At 33.5% G+C, this 14,579-nt stretch carries 13 protein-coding genes; all 13 read left to right on the plus strand.

The features are described 5' to 3' along the window. Positions 1-70 precede the first annotated feature (70 nt). The 13 genes from nrdR (at position 71) to rsmB (ending at position 14,568) form a co-directional block, all read left to right on the plus strand. Positions 71-529 carry a transcriptional regulator NrdR gene (gene nrdR / locus ACWPVO_RS08640; RefSeq protein ID WP_060800102.1) on the plus strand — a complete coding sequence of 153 codons (459 nt, stop codon included), beginning with the start codon at positions 71-73 and terminating at the stop codon, positions 527-529. A gap of 1 nt (position 530) precedes the next feature. After that, the gene (locus tag ACWPVO_RS08645) at positions 531-1,832 is read left to right on the plus strand and encodes a replication-associated recombination protein A (protein ID WP_454207827.1); all 1,302 of its coding nucleotides are present in this window, start codon (positions 531-533) and stop codon (positions 1,830-1,832) included. Positions 1,833-1,904: 72 nt separating this feature from the next. After that, the gene (gene asnS, locus ACWPVO_RS08650; RefSeq protein WP_454207829.1) at positions 1,905-3,293 is read left to right on the plus strand and encodes an asparagine--tRNA ligase; all 1,389 of its coding nucleotides are present in this window, start codon (positions 1,905-1,907) and stop codon (positions 3,291-3,293) included. Between the two features lie 23 nt (positions 3,294-3,316). Next, positions 3,317-5,728, plus strand: a complete 2,412-nt coding sequence (gene leuS / locus ACWPVO_RS08655) for a leucine--tRNA ligase (protein ID WP_454207831.1) — start codon at positions 3,317-3,319, stop codon at positions 5,726-5,728. 48 nt (positions 5,729-5,776) lie between these two features. Continuing rightward, positions 5,777-6,652 carry a YicC/YloC family endoribonuclease gene (locus ACWPVO_RS08660; protein WP_454207833.1) on the plus strand — a complete coding sequence of 292 codons (876 nt, stop codon included), beginning with the start codon at positions 5,777-5,779 and terminating at the stop codon, positions 6,650-6,652. 22 nt (positions 6,653-6,674) lie between these two features. Beyond that, positions 6,675-7,295, plus strand: a complete 621-nt coding sequence (gmk, locus tag ACWPVO_RS08665) for a guanylate kinase (protein ID WP_005956769.1) — start codon at positions 6,675-6,677, stop codon at positions 7,293-7,295. Then, positions 7,292-7,594: a DNA-directed RNA polymerase subunit omega gene (gene rpoZ, locus ACWPVO_RS08670; RefSeq protein WP_005956867.1), complete on the plus strand. Its 303-nt coding sequence runs from the start codon at positions 7,292-7,294 to the stop codon at positions 7,592-7,594. Before gmk ends, rpoZ begins: the two co-directional genes overlap by 4 nt. A 1-nt stretch (position 7,595) precedes the next feature. Beyond that, on the plus strand, positions 7,596-8,789 hold the full coding sequence (gene coaBC / locus ACWPVO_RS08675; RefSeq protein ID WP_454207836.1) for a bifunctional phosphopantothenoylcysteine decarboxylase/phosphopantothenate--cysteine ligase CoaBC: 1,194 nt from the start codon (positions 7,596-7,598) through the stop codon (positions 8,787-8,789). A 29-nt stretch (positions 8,790-8,818) separates the two neighbouring features. Beyond that, a complete protein-coding gene (gene priA, locus ACWPVO_RS08680; RefSeq protein WP_454207838.1) occupies positions 8,819-11,158 on the plus strand; it encodes a primosomal protein N' in 2,340 nt (779 codons plus the stop codon). Positions 11,159-11,166: 8 nt separating this feature from the next. Continuing rightward, a complete protein-coding gene (gene def, locus ACWPVO_RS08685; protein WP_454207840.1) occupies positions 11,167-11,658 on the plus strand; it encodes a peptide deformylase in 492 nt (163 codons plus the stop codon). Beyond that, positions 11,658-12,584, plus strand: coding sequence for a methionyl-tRNA formyltransferase (fmt, locus tag ACWPVO_RS08690; RefSeq protein ID WP_454207842.1), 927 nt, complete (start codon positions 11,658-11,660; stop codon positions 12,582-12,584). Before def ends, fmt begins: the two co-directional genes overlap by 1 nt. Continuing rightward, the gene (locus ACWPVO_RS08695) at positions 12,584-13,276 is read left to right on the plus strand and encodes a zinc metallopeptidase (RefSeq protein ID WP_005956858.1); all 693 of its coding nucleotides are present in this window, start codon (positions 12,584-12,586) and stop codon (positions 13,274-13,276) included. The genes fmt and ACWPVO_RS08695 overlap by 1 nt, the downstream gene beginning before the upstream one ends. After that, on the plus strand, positions 13,276-14,568 hold the full coding sequence (gene rsmB, locus ACWPVO_RS08700; protein WP_454207844.1) for a 16S rRNA (cytosine(967)-C(5))-methyltransferase RsmB: 1,293 nt from the start codon (positions 13,276-13,278) through the stop codon (positions 14,566-14,568). The genes ACWPVO_RS08695 and rsmB overlap by 1 nt, the downstream gene beginning before the upstream one ends. The last annotated feature ends 11 nt before the right edge of the window (positions 14,569-14,579 follow it).

The raw sequence follows: 14,579 nt of genomic DNA on the forward strand, positions 1-14,579 counted from the left end.
TTAATAAATTTTTAAGTGATATTATTAGTTAAATGGTCCTTTTGGACCTTATTTGAATGAGGTGAATAGTATGAAATGTCCTTTTTGTGGATACGATGACTCCAAAGTTTTAGATACAAGACCAACTGATGAAGGTAATACAATTAGAAGAAGACGTGAATGTTTAAATTGTCAAAAGAGATTCACAACTTATGAAAAGATTGAACAGTCACCAATTATGGTAATAAAAAAAGATGGAAATAGACAGGCCTTTGATAGGGAAAAAATTATTAGAGGAATGATAAAGTCTTGTGAAAAGAGACCTGTTTCTGCTGCTGATATTGAAGAAGCAGTCAATAATATAGAAAAGAAAATCGAAAACTCTATGAAGAAGGAGATTAGTTCTCTAGAAGTTGGAGAAATGGTAATGGATGAGTTAAAGGATCTTGATGAAGTTTCTTATGTTAGATTTGCATCTGTATATAGGGAATTTAAAGATCTTCAATCCTTTATTGATGAGTTAGAAAACTTTGTAAAAAAGAAGAATTAATATGGATTTATTCGAACTTAGTATGCAAAAAAATTTGGAGACCAAGGCACCACTAGCTGATAGGATGAGGCCAAGGACTCTAGAAGAATTTTTTGGTCAAGACCATATTATTGGAGAAGGGAAATACCTTTCAAGATTAATAAAAAGTGATAGGCTAACTTCAGTTTTATTTTACGGTCCTCCTGGTGTTGGGAAGACAACTCTAGCAGAAATTATTGCTAGGACCACAAACAAAAACTTTGTAAAACTCTCTGCTGTAACTTCAAATTTAAAAGAATTGCGTGAAGTTTTGGCAAAAGCTGAAGACTCTATGAAGTTTGACAACGTATCAACTATAGTTTTTATAGATGAAATTCACAGATTCAACAAGAGTCAGCAGGATGCTCTTTTGCCCTTTGTAGAGAGGGGAGTAATAAGTCTAATAGGTGCTACAACTGAAAATCCTTACTTTGAAGTAAATAGGGCTCTTTTATCAAGAATGCAAATAATAAACTTATATCCACTTGAAGATAAAGACCTTGAAGATATGATGGGTAAGGCCTTAAGTGACAAAGAACGTGGACTTGGAAAGAAAAACATAGAAATATCTGAAGAAGCAAAGCATATTTTAATAAAAAACTCTAATGGAGATGGAAGATATTTATTAAATAGCTTAGAGATTGCAGTTCTTTCCACAGATCAAGTTGATGGAAAAATTTTAATTGATGGAGATGTTATTGAAAACTCACTACTTATTAAAAACGTAAAGTATGATAAGAATAACAACGAGCACTATGACACAATCTCGGCCTTTATTAAGTCTATGAGGGGTTCTGATCCTGACGCTGCTTTGATATATCTTGCAAAGATGCTAGAAGGCGGCGAAGATATAAAATTTATTGCAAGGAGACTTATAATTTTTGCATCAGAAGATGTGGGAAATGCAAATCCAGAAGCTATACAAGTGACTGCAGCTTGCTTTAATAACATAAATGCTGTGGGGATGCCTGAAGCAAGAATAATTTTGGCACAAACAGCTACTTATCTCGCAACTTCAGAAAAATCTAACGCAGCCTATCGTGGAATAAATAAGGCTTTGGAAGATGTAAAAAAATCAAATAACATTGATATACCAAAGTATATAAGGGATAAGAGAAACCCGCAAAATGAAACTGATGAAAAATACTTATATCCCCATGATTATGAAAATGCCTACGTAGATCAAAAATACATGCCAGATAATTTTAAGGGAAAAAAATATTACGAGCCAAAAGAAATTGGTTATGAAAGAAAAATAAAAGATTATTTAGATAGTTTAAAGTGAGTAAAATTGACAAACATGGCAATTAATTATATACTTAACAATTAAGTAAGAAATTGAAAATTAGGAGGAATTATGTCAATTAGCATTAGAGATATATTTAAAAATCCAGAAGATTTTTTAGATAAAGAAATAGTATTAAGTGGTTGGGTGAAAACATCTAGGGCTTCAAAAAACTTTGGTTTTATTGAACTCACTGATGGAACAGTTTTCAAACCAATTCAAGTTGTTTATGGTAAAGATTTAGAAAACTTCGACGAAGTTGAAAAATTTCCAATAAGCTCTTCACTTGAAATAAGCGGAAAAATTGTTAAATCACCTGGAAAAAACCAATCTTTTGAATTACAAGCAAATAAGATAGAAGCAATCTGTTCATCAGAACCATCTTATCCGCTTCAAAAGAAGAGACACACAATGGAATTTCTGAGAACAATAGCTCATCTACGTCCAAGAGCAAACACATTTAATGCTGTTTTTAGAGTTAGATCACTAATTGCCTATGCAATTCACAAGTTCTTCCAAGAAAAGGGATTCGTTTACGTTCATGCTCCAATTATAACAACATCAGATGCTGAAGGAGCAGGAGAAATGTTCCAAGTGACAACTCTTGATATAGATAAGATTGCAAAATCTGAACCAACAGAAGTTGATTATTCTAAAGACTTTTTCAACAAAAAGACACATTTGACAGTATCTGGACAATTAGAAGCAGAAGCTTTTGCTGAAGCTTTTAGAGATATTTATACATTTGGACCAACTTTTAGGGCAGAAAATTCAAATACACAAAGACACGCAGCTGAATTCTGGATGATTGAACCAGAAATGGCCTTTGCTGACTTAAATGTAAACATGGACGTGTCAGAAGAAATGTTAAAATACATCATTTCTTATGTACTTGAAAATGCACCACAAGAAATGGAATTTTTCAACAACTTCATTGACAAAGGTCTACTTGAAAGACTCCACAATGTTGTAGAAAATGAATTTGCTAGAATAACTTATACAGAAGCTATTGAAATTCTTGAAAAGGCTGATAAGGAATTTAACTATCCAGTAAGCTGGGGAATTGACCTACAAACAGAACACGAAAGATACATTACAGAAGAAGTTTACAAGAAACCAGTTTTTGTAACTGACTATCCAAAGGAAATCAAAGCCTTCTATATGTATGAAAATGAAGATAAAAAAACTGTTGCAGCTATGGACCTCTTAGTACCAGGAGTTGGTGAAATCATTGGAGGAAGCCAAAGGGAACACAGATTTGATGTTCTTGAAGAAAAAATGAAAAATATTGGAATGGATATGGATAATTACAATTGGTATTTAGATTTAAGAAGATACGGATCTGTAGTTCACTCAGGATTTGGTCTAGGATTTGAAAGAGCAGTAATGTATATTACTGGAATGAAAAACATAAGAGACGTAATTCCATTCCCAAGAACTGTTGGAAATGCTGAATTTTAATTTTTGAAATTTTAGGAGTTATTATGAATAAATATACACCAAGTGAAATAGAAAAAAAGTGGCAAGACTTTTGGGATGAGCATGAATCCTTTGTATGTGAAAACAATTCAGACAAGGAAAAATTTTATGCTCTAGTTGAATTCCCTTATCCATCTGGACAAGGACTTCACGTAGGTCACCCAAGACCTTATACTGCTCTTGATATAGTTTCCAGAATGAAGAGAATGCAAGGATATAACGTACTTTATCCAATGGGATGGGATGCCTTTGGACTACCAACAGAAAACTATGCAATAAAAAATAAAATTCATCCAGCACTTGTTACTAAAAACAACATTGCTCATTTTAAGAAACAATTAAAGTCAATAGGTTTTTCCTTTGACTGGTCTAGGGAAATAAACACAACTGATCCAGAATACTATAAGTGGACACAATGGATTTTCTTACAACTTTATAAAAAAGGACTTGCTTACAAGAAAGAAATGCCAATTAACTGGTGTCCATCATGTAAAGTAGGACTTTCCAACGAAGAAGTTGTTGGTGGAAAGTGCGAAAGATGTGGCGAAGAAGTTGTAAGACGTGTTAAGAGTCAATGGATGCTTAAGATTACTGAGTACGCAGATAGACTTATTGAAGACTTAGATGATCTTGATTTTATTGATAGGGTTGTAACACAACAAAAGAACTGGATTGGTAGAAGTGAAGGAGCTAGTATAAACTTCTCACTTAAGGACTACGATGAAAAACTAGAAGTTTTTACAACAAGGCCAGATACAATTTACGGAGCAACTTACATGGTAATTGCACCGGAACATCCATTAATTGAAAATCACGCTGACAAGATTGAAAACTTAGAGGAAATAAATGCCTATAAGGCAGAATGTGCTAAGAAGAGTGACTTCGAAAGAACTGAACTTGAAAAAGATAAGACAGGTGTAGAAATAAAAGGAATTAAGGCAATTAATCCTTTAACTAACAAAGAAATTCCAATTTGGATTTCAGACTATGTTCTTATGACTTATGGAACAGGGGCTATCATGGCTGTACCTGCCCATGATGATCGTGACTATGACTTTGCAAAGAAGTTTGGTCTTAATATTGTTCCAGTAATTGAAGGTTCAGATGTATCAGAGCATGCAAATACAGAAACTGCCACTGGCAAAATGATTAACTCAGGTATCTTAGATGGACTTGAAGTTAAAGATGCAATAGCTAAAATGATCGACTATCTTGAAGAACACAAACTTGGAGATAGAAAAATTAACTATAAATTGAGAGACTGGGTATTCTCAAGACAAAGATACTGGGGAGAACCAATTCCTATAGTTCACTGTGAAAAGTGTGGTTATGTAGCTCTTCCTGAAGAAGAACTTCCACTTCTACTTCCAGAAGTTGAAAACTATGAACCAACTGACTCTGGCGAATCTCCACTTGCTAAGATGACTGATTGGGTTAACACTACTTGTCCAAAATGTGGTGGACCAGCAAAGAGAGAAACTGATACAATGCCACAATGGGCTGGATCATCATGGTACTTCTTAAGATATACTGATCCTCACAATGATGAAGCACTTGCTAGTAAGGGAGCTCTTGAATATTGGACTCCAGTAGACTGGTACAATGGTGGTATGGAGCACACAACTCTTCACTTACTATACTCAAGATTCTGGCACAAGTTCCTATACGATATTGGTGTTGTTCCAACTAAGGAACCATACCAAAAAAGAACTTCTCACGGAATGATTCTTGGTGGAAATAATGAAAAAATGTCAAAATCTAGGGGAAATGTTGTAAACCCAGATGATATTGTTAGAGATTATGGTGCAGATACATTAAGATGTTATGAAATGTTTATTGGTGACTTTGAAAAGCCTGTACCATGGTCAGAAAATGGAGTTAAGGGTTGTAGAAGATTCTTAGAAAGAGTTTGGAATCTACAAGAGATTGTTCTTGATGGCGATGAATATAGTAAAGAATTAGTTACTGAAATCCACAAGACTATTAAAAAAGTTACAGAAGATTATGCTAACTTAAAAGCCAACACTGCAATTGCACAACTTATGACTCTTTCAAATGAATTTAGTGATCTTGGCAGGATTACTAAGGAAGACTTTAGAACTTTCTTAATTTTATTAAATCCAGTTGCACCTCACATTACAGAAGAATTATGGGAAGTTTGCAACCTAGGTGGAGTATTGTCAGAACAAACTTGGCCAACATTTGAAGAAGAATTAACTATTGATAATGAAATAGAAATTCCAGTTCAATTTAATGGAAAAGTTAGATATACAATTAATATTGAAAGAGATGCTTCACAAGATACAGTATTTGAAATTGCAGAAAAGGATGAACTTTTCGCTAAGAATACTGATGGAAAAAATGTTGTTAAGAAAATTTATATTCCAAATAAGATTGTAAATATAGTTGTAAAATAAAATGAAAAGCACTTTTTAGTGCTTTTTGTTCTTTATGAGGAGTAATCTATGAATAGCATGACTGGCTACGGCCTTTTTGAAAGAAAGTGTGAAGATTTTTATATAAAAGTGGAGATGAAATCTGTTAACAACAGATATCTCGACATGAATGTCAGGATGCCTGGCTCAATTATGTATGCAGAAGAAGCTGTAAGATCTTTTATTAAGTCAAAAATCAAAAGAGGCAAGGTTGATGTATTCATAAACTTTGAATACTTGGACTCAAGCCAGGTTGAAATAGATATTGACTATGAGCTTTTAAATAAGTATATTAGTATAAGTAAAGAATTAGAGGAAAATTATGGATTAAGCTCAGACTTATCTTTCTCTAAGATTATGAAGGACTCGAATATAGTAAAAGCTCAAAAAGCTGATTTTGATGGCGACTATATTAAGGAAGAACTTTTAAAGGTTCTTGACGAAGCTGCCAAAGATTTTCTCAAATCAAGAGCCTTCGAAGGCGAAAAGATTAGGGAAGATTTTAAAGTGAAGCTGGATGAAGTTGAAAGACTTACTTATTTTATTGAAGAGAGAGCTCCAATAAGCTTAAAAGAAAATGAAAACAGATTAAGAGAAAGAGTAGCTGAATTTCTACAATCAAGTGAAGTAAATGAAGATAGGATTTTGACAGAAATAGCAATAATGCTTGATAAACTTTCAATTGATGAAGAAATTACAAGGCTTAAGATCCATATTCAAAATTTTAATGATATAATAAATGAAGAGGGACCAATTGGAAGAAAATTAGACTTCCTAATTCAAGAATTGAATAGGGAAGCTAACACCATAGGTTCAAAATCCAATGATATAGAAATTACAAGTGCTGTTGTAATGCTAAAATCAGAAATAGAAAAATTGCGTGAACAAGCGCAAAATGTTGAATAATAAAAATTAGGATGGTGATTATTTGGACGGCGGATTTTTATTAGTTTTATCAGGTCCTTCTGGTTCCGGAAAGGGAACAGTAAGTGAAGCTTTAATGAAAAATAATGACGATATAATTTTCTCAACTTCTGTTACTACTAGGACTCCTAGACCAGGAGAAGTTAATGGCGAAAACTACTTTTTTGCCACAAGAGAAGAATTTGAAGAAATGGTAGAAAAGGATGAGCTTTTGGAGCATGCCTTTGTTCACACTAACTACTACGGAACACCAAAGAAGTTTGTTTTTGATGAAATAGAAAAGGGAGAAATTGTCCTTCTTGAAATAGATGTACAAGGCGCCCTTCAAATCAAAGAAAAGTATAAGGAAGCAGTCTTCATATTTTTAATTCCCCCTACTATGGATGAATTAAGATCTCGTCTAGTTAAGAGAGATACAGAAACTGAAGATGAAATTGAAACAAGATATAGAAATGCCTTTAGAGAACTTGATTTCGTAGGAGAATATGACTACTTTGTTATTAACGATGTGATTGATAATGCTGTAAAAGATATTGAAACTATTATAGCAGCTGAAAAACTTAGGGTTAAAAGGCACAAAAATATTAAGAAGGAAGTTCAAGCAGAAGAGGAGAGAAGCAAATGATTATACCATCTTTTAAAGAATTAAAAGAAGTTGCAGATTCAAGATATGAACTTGCAATCTTAGTATCAAAGAGAGCAAGAAAGCTTATAGATGGAAACCCAGCTCTTGTTGATACAGATAGCGATAAGCCAGTTACAATAGCTATTGAAGAAATCATGGCTGGTAAAATAAAATTAGGAGAAAAATTAAGCGACTCAGAATACGAAGAAAAAATCGCTGAAGAAAAAGAAAATCTTATCCAAGAAATAAAACAAAAAAAGATTGAAGATTTAAATAAAGAGGAAGTAGAAGAGGAATAAGATGCTAAAAGGTAAAAAAATTCTACTTGGAGTAACAGGTGGGATTGCGGCTTATAAGTCACCAGGTATTTGTAGCCTTTTGAGAAAATTAGGAGCAGAAGTAAAGGTCGTAATGACAAAAAATGCCACTGAATTTGTAACCCCTCTTACTTTTCAAACTATGTCTAACAATGTGGTACATGGTGAGATGTTTAACCAACTATTTAACATGGATGTTGAACACATATCTCTTGCTAAGTGGGCAGATATAATTATAATAGCACCTGCAACTGCAAATATTATTGGAAAATTTGCCAATGGAATTGCTGATGATATGTTATCTACAGTCCTAATGGCATCAAGGTCTAAGGTAATGTTGGCTCCTGGAATGAATACGGTAATGTTAAACTCAGAAGCTAATCAAAAAAATATGCAAACCCTTAGAGACAGGGGGGTTATAATCTTAGACGCCAAAGAGGACCTTCTTGCATGTAACGACTATGGTAGTGGTAAGATGCTGGAGCCAAGCGAAATAGTTGATGAAATTGATAGGGCTCTTACAGTGAAAGATCTTGAAGGTAAACACGTTGTGATAACAGCTGGACCTACAAGAGAGGCACTTGATCCAGTTAGGTTTATTTCCAATTACTCTTCAGGTAAAATGGGTTATGCTCTTGCTGACAATGCAAAAAAAAGAGGAGCAAAGGTAACTCTTATTTCTGGACCAACAAAAATAGAAGTTCCGAAGGTTGACAACTTTGTTAGAGTTGACTCAACTCGTCAAATGTTTGATGCTGTTGGAAAATACTTTGATGACTGCGACATATTAATTAAGGCGGCGGCTCCAAGTGATTATAGGCCAAAGACTTATAGTGAAGAAAAGATTAAAAAGGGTAGTGACAGTCAGATGAATCTTATTGAGATGGAAAAAAATCCTGACATTGCCGCACACTATGGCAGTCTAAAGAAAAACCAAGTTATAGTTGGATTTGCAGCTGAGTCGACTAACATCTATGAGTATGCAAAAGAAAAACTAATAAAAAAGAATTTTGATATTATAGTTGTTAACAATATAAAGAAAGAAGGCGCAGGTTTTGGTAGCGACACTAACATAGTTTCTATTATTTCAAGAGACAAGACTGATGATTTAGAAATTATGAGTAAGACTGAACTTGCAAGAGAAATTTTAGATAGGGCAAAAAAACTTATGAGCTAGAGAAATCTAGCTCTTTTGTGGGTGAAGACATGTTTGCAGATATTTTTATAGAAAATAATTTTCAAAAGATTGATAAACTTTATACATATATAGTAAAAGATGATGTTCAACCTGGTATGCGAGTACTCGTAAATTTTGGTAAATCTTACCGAGTTGGTATCGTCCTTTTTTTACATGAAAATTACTCTGGAAATCACCTAGAAAAGTTAAAGGAAATTCATTCAGTCCTAGACGATGAACCAATAATATCTGAGGACTTAATAAAACTTGGACTCTGGATGGAAGAGAGATATTTAATCGGTTTTTCAAAGGCCTTCTCTCCAATTTTACCTCCAGGAAACCTTCAAAGAATTAAAAAGAAAATTCTTGTGGAGAAGTATCCCTATGGCAAAGACCTGGAAGATTTAAATTCTGTTGACTTATCAAAATACTTTGAAGACTTAAGTGATGATGAAAAAATTCTTATTAAGAGATTAAGGACAAAGGGATATATAAAATATATTTACGATTCACTTGTGACTATAAAACCAAAGCTTGTGAACTATTTAAAAATTTCAAAGAATTTTGATCCAAAAAATCTTGAGGGCATAAGCGAAAAGCAAGCTCAGGTTTTTAATTTTATAAAAGATAAGAAAGATATATCTAGAATGGACGTCATGAAGGATTTAGGTATTTCTTATTCCCCAATTAAGAGCTTAATAAAAAGAAACTTAATTGAAGAATATAAAAAAGAAGTAAATCGAGAACCTGTGGAAAAAACTTATAAAACAAATAAGTTGGCATTAAATGATGAGCAGCAGGAAGCTTTAACAAGCATACAAGGGACTGATAAGGTTGTGTCTCTTCTTCATGGTCTCACTGGATCGGGCAAGACTGAAGTTTATTTAAATTTAACCTCAAAGGTCATAGAAGATGGTGGCCAAGTTATTGTTCTTGTACCAGAAATTGGTTTGACGCCACAAATGATTGAGAGATTTAAATCTTGGTTTGGAAATGAAGTGGCAATAATCCACTCTAAGCTCTCAGCAGGTGAAAGATATGATGAATATAGGAAAGTCTTAAATGACCAGGTAAAGGTCGTAGTTGGAGTGAGGTCTGCCGTATTCGTTCCTTTTAAAAATTTAAAAATGATTATTGTTGACGAGGCTCACGACTCTTCCTATGACTTTCACGACAATTTAAAGTACGACACTATAGAGGTTGCTATAAATAGGATGAAGGATAGGGGTAAAGTAGTCCTTGGATCTGCAACTCCTTCAGTGGAATCTTATTTCTATGCCAAGAAGGGATTTTATAATCTTTGCCAATTAAAAAATAGGGCAAAGAAGGGAGCCTTTCTACCCGATACAGAGATAGTTGACATGAGAGATGAACTAACTATGGGTAACGTCTCAATATTTAGTAGAGAACTAAAAAAAGATATAGAAGAAAAGCTAAACAATAAGGAGCAAATTATCCTATTTTTAAATAGAAGGGGCTTTTCTAATTTTATTTCTTGTAGGTCTTGTGGAGAAGTTATAAAGTGTGACGACTGTGACATATCCATGACCTATCACAAGGCAAAGAATAGGCTTATTTGTCACTATTGTGGTAAGACAAAAGCTCTACCTAAGTTATGTCCTTCATGTGGATCGAAATTTATAAAACAATTTGGAGTTGGAACCCAAAGAGTTGAGGAAGAAGTCAAAAAATATTTTCCAAAGGCTAGAGTCCTAAGGATGGACAGAGATACAACTGGGAAAAAAGACTCCTTTAATGAATTTTATGAAAAGATAAAGAATAAGGAAGCTGATGTAATTATAGGCACTCAAATGGTGTCTAAGGGATTTGACTTTGAAGATGTAACTCTTGTGGGTATAGTAGCAGCAGACATGTCTTTATACATTTCTGATTACAAGGCAAGAGAGAGAACCTTCCAACTTATTACTCAAGTTTCTGGAAGGGCTGGTCGTGCATCAAAGAAGGGGAAAGTGATAATTCAAACCTACAGTCCTGACAGTGAAATCATAAATTACTCTGCTAAGGGAGATTATGAAGACTTCTACCAGTATGAAATTGAAGAGAGAAAGACTTTCTTGTATCCCCCTTACACAAAATTAATTGAACTCGAATTTTCATCCTATGATGAAAACCTAACTCAAGTTTGGGCAGAAAAGTTTTTACAACAAATGTCTATTGACTTAAAGGGAATGGATATTATGGTTACAAAATTTATTAAGATGCCAAGGATAAAAAATATTAACAAGACTAAATTTTCCCTCAAAGTCAAGCCTAAGGATCTTGGATTGTTAATTGAAGGTCTTAATAGGGTAATAAATAAGAGTAAGATAGAAGATGAAAGAAAAATTATTTTAAATATAGAATTTTAGGTGATTTAATGGCAATAAGAAAAATTAGAACAGATGGAGATCCTATTCTTAGGAAAAAATCAAAAGTAGTTACTAATTATAATGATAGATTAAAACTTTTAATAGATGATATGTACGAAACTATGGACCTTGCTCCTGGAGTTGGACTTGCAGCTCCTCAAATTGGAATCCTAAAAAGAGTGATTGTTGTTGATAACAGGGAGGAAGATAATGATGAGGGCGAAAAGCCAATGAGATTTTACATGATTAACCCTGAGATTATAGAAAAAGATGGGGAAGAAGTCTCAATGGAAGGATGTCTTTCAGTTCCTGGGAAACAAGGAACAGTTAAGAGGGCAAAGCACATTAAGGTTAAGTATAATGACCTAGAGGGTATAGAAAAACTTATGGAGGCTGAAGACTTTTTGGCTAGAATTATCCAACATGAGACAGACCATCTTGACGGAATACTTTATACAGATAAGGCAATAGATATGTATGAAGCGGAGAGTGAAGAATAATGAAGTTTATCTTTATGGGAACTCCTGATTTTTCTGTTCCAATTTTGGAAAGATTAAATAAATTAGGAGAAGTAGCTCTTGTAGTATCTCAAGAAGATAAGAGAAAGGGCAGGGGAAAGAAATTTACTAAAACTCCTGTAAAAGTTAAGGCAGAAGAACTTGGGCTTGAAGTTTACCAGCCAGCAGATGTAAATTCTCCTGAAGCAATTGATAAATTAAGACAAGTTCAAGCTGACATTATAGTTGTAGTTGCCTATGGTCAAATCTTGAGTCAAGAAATTATAGACTTGCCAAAAAAATATATAGTGAATGTTCACGCTTCTCTTTTACCATATCTAAGAGGGGCAGCTCCAATTAACAGGGCTATTATGGAGGGCCATTCTAAGACTGGTGTCAGCCTAATGAAGGTTGAAGAAGGTCTTGACGCCGGTCCAGTTTCTGCTGTAAAAGAAATTGAAATTGGAGAAATGAATGCAGGAGAACTTGAAGATAAGCTTTCACATATGGGCGCGGATTTACTAGAAGAGTTTGTACTTGATGCTTCAAAGGGACCAGTAGAATTTATAGAACAAGATGAAGACAAAAAAACTTACGCTAATAAGATTTTAAAAAATGATTTAGATTTAGATTTTAATGACACTTCTGCAAATATAGTAAATAAAATAAGAGGACTTAGCCCACACTATGGGGTAAGGTTCAAATATGATGACAAGTTCTATAAAATTTACAAGGCAGAAGAGTTTGATGATAATTGTGATAAAGAAGTAGGAAGGATAATAAAATCCGACAATGAATTAATTATTAAAACAAGTGATGGAGCCATCTCTGTTAAAGAAATACAAGCGCCAGGCAAAAGGGCCATGGGAATAGATGACTTTTTACGAGGAAATAAATTACAAGAAAATTATGTGATTGGAGGAAAATAATGTTTGGACCATATTTTTACACTTATGATTTCTCTTATTTAATTTATATACTACCAGGCTTAATTCTTGCTATGTATGCACAGGCAAAAATTAGCTCTGCTTATGAAAAATATAAAAAAATTCCCGCATCAACAAATCTAAGTGGTGCAGAAGTTGCTAGAGAAATTTTAGATAGAAATGGACTTTCAAATGTAAGCATTAGGATGGTTGATGGAAAACTTTCGGACCACTATGATCCTAGAGATAAGACTCTAAACCTATCAAGAGATGTCTATTATAGAAATTCTATTGCATCAGTTTCTATTGCAGCTCATGAAGTTGGTCATGCTATCCAAGACTCAGTTGACTATGCTCCGCTAAAGCTTAGGGCAGCCTTAGTTCCACTTGCAAATCTTGGGACACAAGTCTCCTTCTTTTTAATAATACTAGGATTTTTCTTCTCTGTATTTTTTACTAAGTTAGGTATTGCTCTCTTCTTCTTTGCAGTTTTATTTCAAATTGTGACTTTGCCTGTTGAATTTAATGCATCAAACAGGGCAAAAGAAGAGCTTGCTATGGGGATTATATCTGATGAAGATTTAAAAGGCACAAGAGAAGTTCTAAGTGCAGCGGCACTAACTTACGTTGCATCAACTTTAGTTGCAATTGGACAATTTTTGAGACTACTTAGTATATTTGGAAGAAGAGATTAATGAAGAACACAAGAGAAAAAGCACTACAAATAATTAACGATGTCCTCTATAAGGGGACATTTTTAGAGGAAAGTTTAGAAATTTTAAAAGCATCAAATATTGATGAAAGAGACTTTGCCTTCATTAAAGAAATAACAACAGGCGTTGTTAGAAACAAAACTTACTTAGACTATGTTATAAGAGAGAATTCTAAAGTTAGATTTAATAGGATTCACAAAATTATACTTAGCATCTTGGAGATGGCAATTTATCAAATGTATTTTCTCGACAAGGTTCCTGATTATTCTATAGTTGATGAATCTGTTAATCTTGCAAAAATTTATGGCAACAAGGGATCAATATCTTTTACAAATGGAATTCTTAGAAGTATTTCGAAAGAGAAACCCCTTCAAGTTACCTTAAAGAACTCAATAGATAATCTCTCAACTTACTATTCTCATCCAAGATTTTATACAGAGTACTTCTATGACAAGTATGGAGAGGAATTTACTAAAAAACTTCTTAAGGCAAATAATGAAAAACCACCCTTTACTATTAGGGTTAACACTTTGAAAATTAATAGGGATGAACTTATTAAAAACTTAACTGAGTCTGGATTTGACATCGAAGAAACAACTTACGTGAATGCCCTAAATGTTTTAAATCCCAATGGAATTATAGACACAGAATTTTTTGAAAAAGGTCACTTCTATGTACAAGACCTAGGATCAATTTTGGTTTCTACATTTTTAAATCCAAGCAAAGATTCAAAAGTACTTGATCTTTGTGCAGCACCTGGTGGAAAAACTACTCACTTATCAGAGCTCATGGATAACACAGGAGAAATAATTTCCTGTGATAAGTCCAAGGGAAAAATTAAATTAATAAAGGAAAATGCCGAGAGACTTGGATGCACAAACATATCTCCAAGGGTTAATGATGCTAGAGTTTTGAATGAAGAGTTTATTAATAAATTTGACTATGTCTTAGTCGATGCACCTTGCTCTGGGACAGGACTCTATAGGAAGAAGCCTGACATAAAGTGGAATAAGGGGATTGATGACTTAAAAGAACTTGGAGTAATTCAATTAGAAATTTTAAACAAGGCTAAGGAATATGTAAGAGAAAAGGGACTTTTGCTTTACTCAACTTGTTCTCTTTCAAAGATTGAGAACGAAGATGTTATCGAGAACTTTTTAAAAGAGAACGAAAACTTTAAAATAAAAAAATTAAGAGACAAGGATGTATTAAAACTTTTTCCATCAGTGGATGGCTCAGATGGTTTTTCTATTTGTCTCTTAGAAAAAAATTAATAATTATTGAA

It is taken from the genome of Peptoniphilus sp. Marseille-Q6390 (genome assembly GCF_965119475.1).

Coding starts and splice junctions, on each gene's coding strand:
- ACWPVO_RS08645 (WP_454207827.1), top strand. CDS start 531: ATGGATTTATTCGAACTTAGTATGCAAAAAAATTTGGAGACCAAGGCA.
- ACWPVO_RS08660 (WP_454207833.1), top strand. CDS start 5,777: ATGAATAGCATGACTGGCTACGGCCTTTTTGAAAGAAAGTGTGAAGAT.
- nrdR (WP_060800102.1), top strand. CDS start 71: ATGAAATGTCCTTTTTGTGGATACGATGACTCCAAAGTTTTAGATACA.
- leuS (WP_454207831.1), top strand. CDS start 3,317: ATGAATAAATATACACCAAGTGAAATAGAAAAAAAGTGGCAAGACTTT.
- rpoZ (WP_005956867.1), top strand. CDS start 7,292: ATGATTATACCATCTTTTAAAGAATTAAAAGAAGTTGCAGATTCAAGA.
- ACWPVO_RS08695 (WP_005956858.1), top strand. CDS start 12,584: ATGTTTGGACCATATTTTTACACTTATGATTTCTCTTATTTAATTTAT.
- asnS (WP_454207829.1), top strand. CDS start 1,905: ATGTCAATTAGCATTAGAGATATATTTAAAAATCCAGAAGATTTTTTA.
- fmt (WP_454207842.1), top strand. CDS start 11,658: ATGAAGTTTATCTTTATGGGAACTCCTGATTTTTCTGTTCCAATTTTG.
- priA (WP_454207838.1), top strand. CDS start 8,819: ATGTTTGCAGATATTTTTATAGAAAATAATTTTCAAAAGATTGATAAA.
- def (WP_454207840.1), top strand. CDS start 11,167: ATGGCAATAAGAAAAATTAGAACAGATGGAGATCCTATTCTTAGGAAA.
- coaBC (WP_454207836.1), top strand. CDS start 7,596: ATGCTAAAAGGTAAAAAAATTCTACTTGGAGTAACAGGTGGGATTGCG.
- rsmB (WP_454207844.1), top strand. CDS start 13,276: ATGAAGAACACAAGAGAAAAAGCACTACAAATAATTAACGATGTCCTC.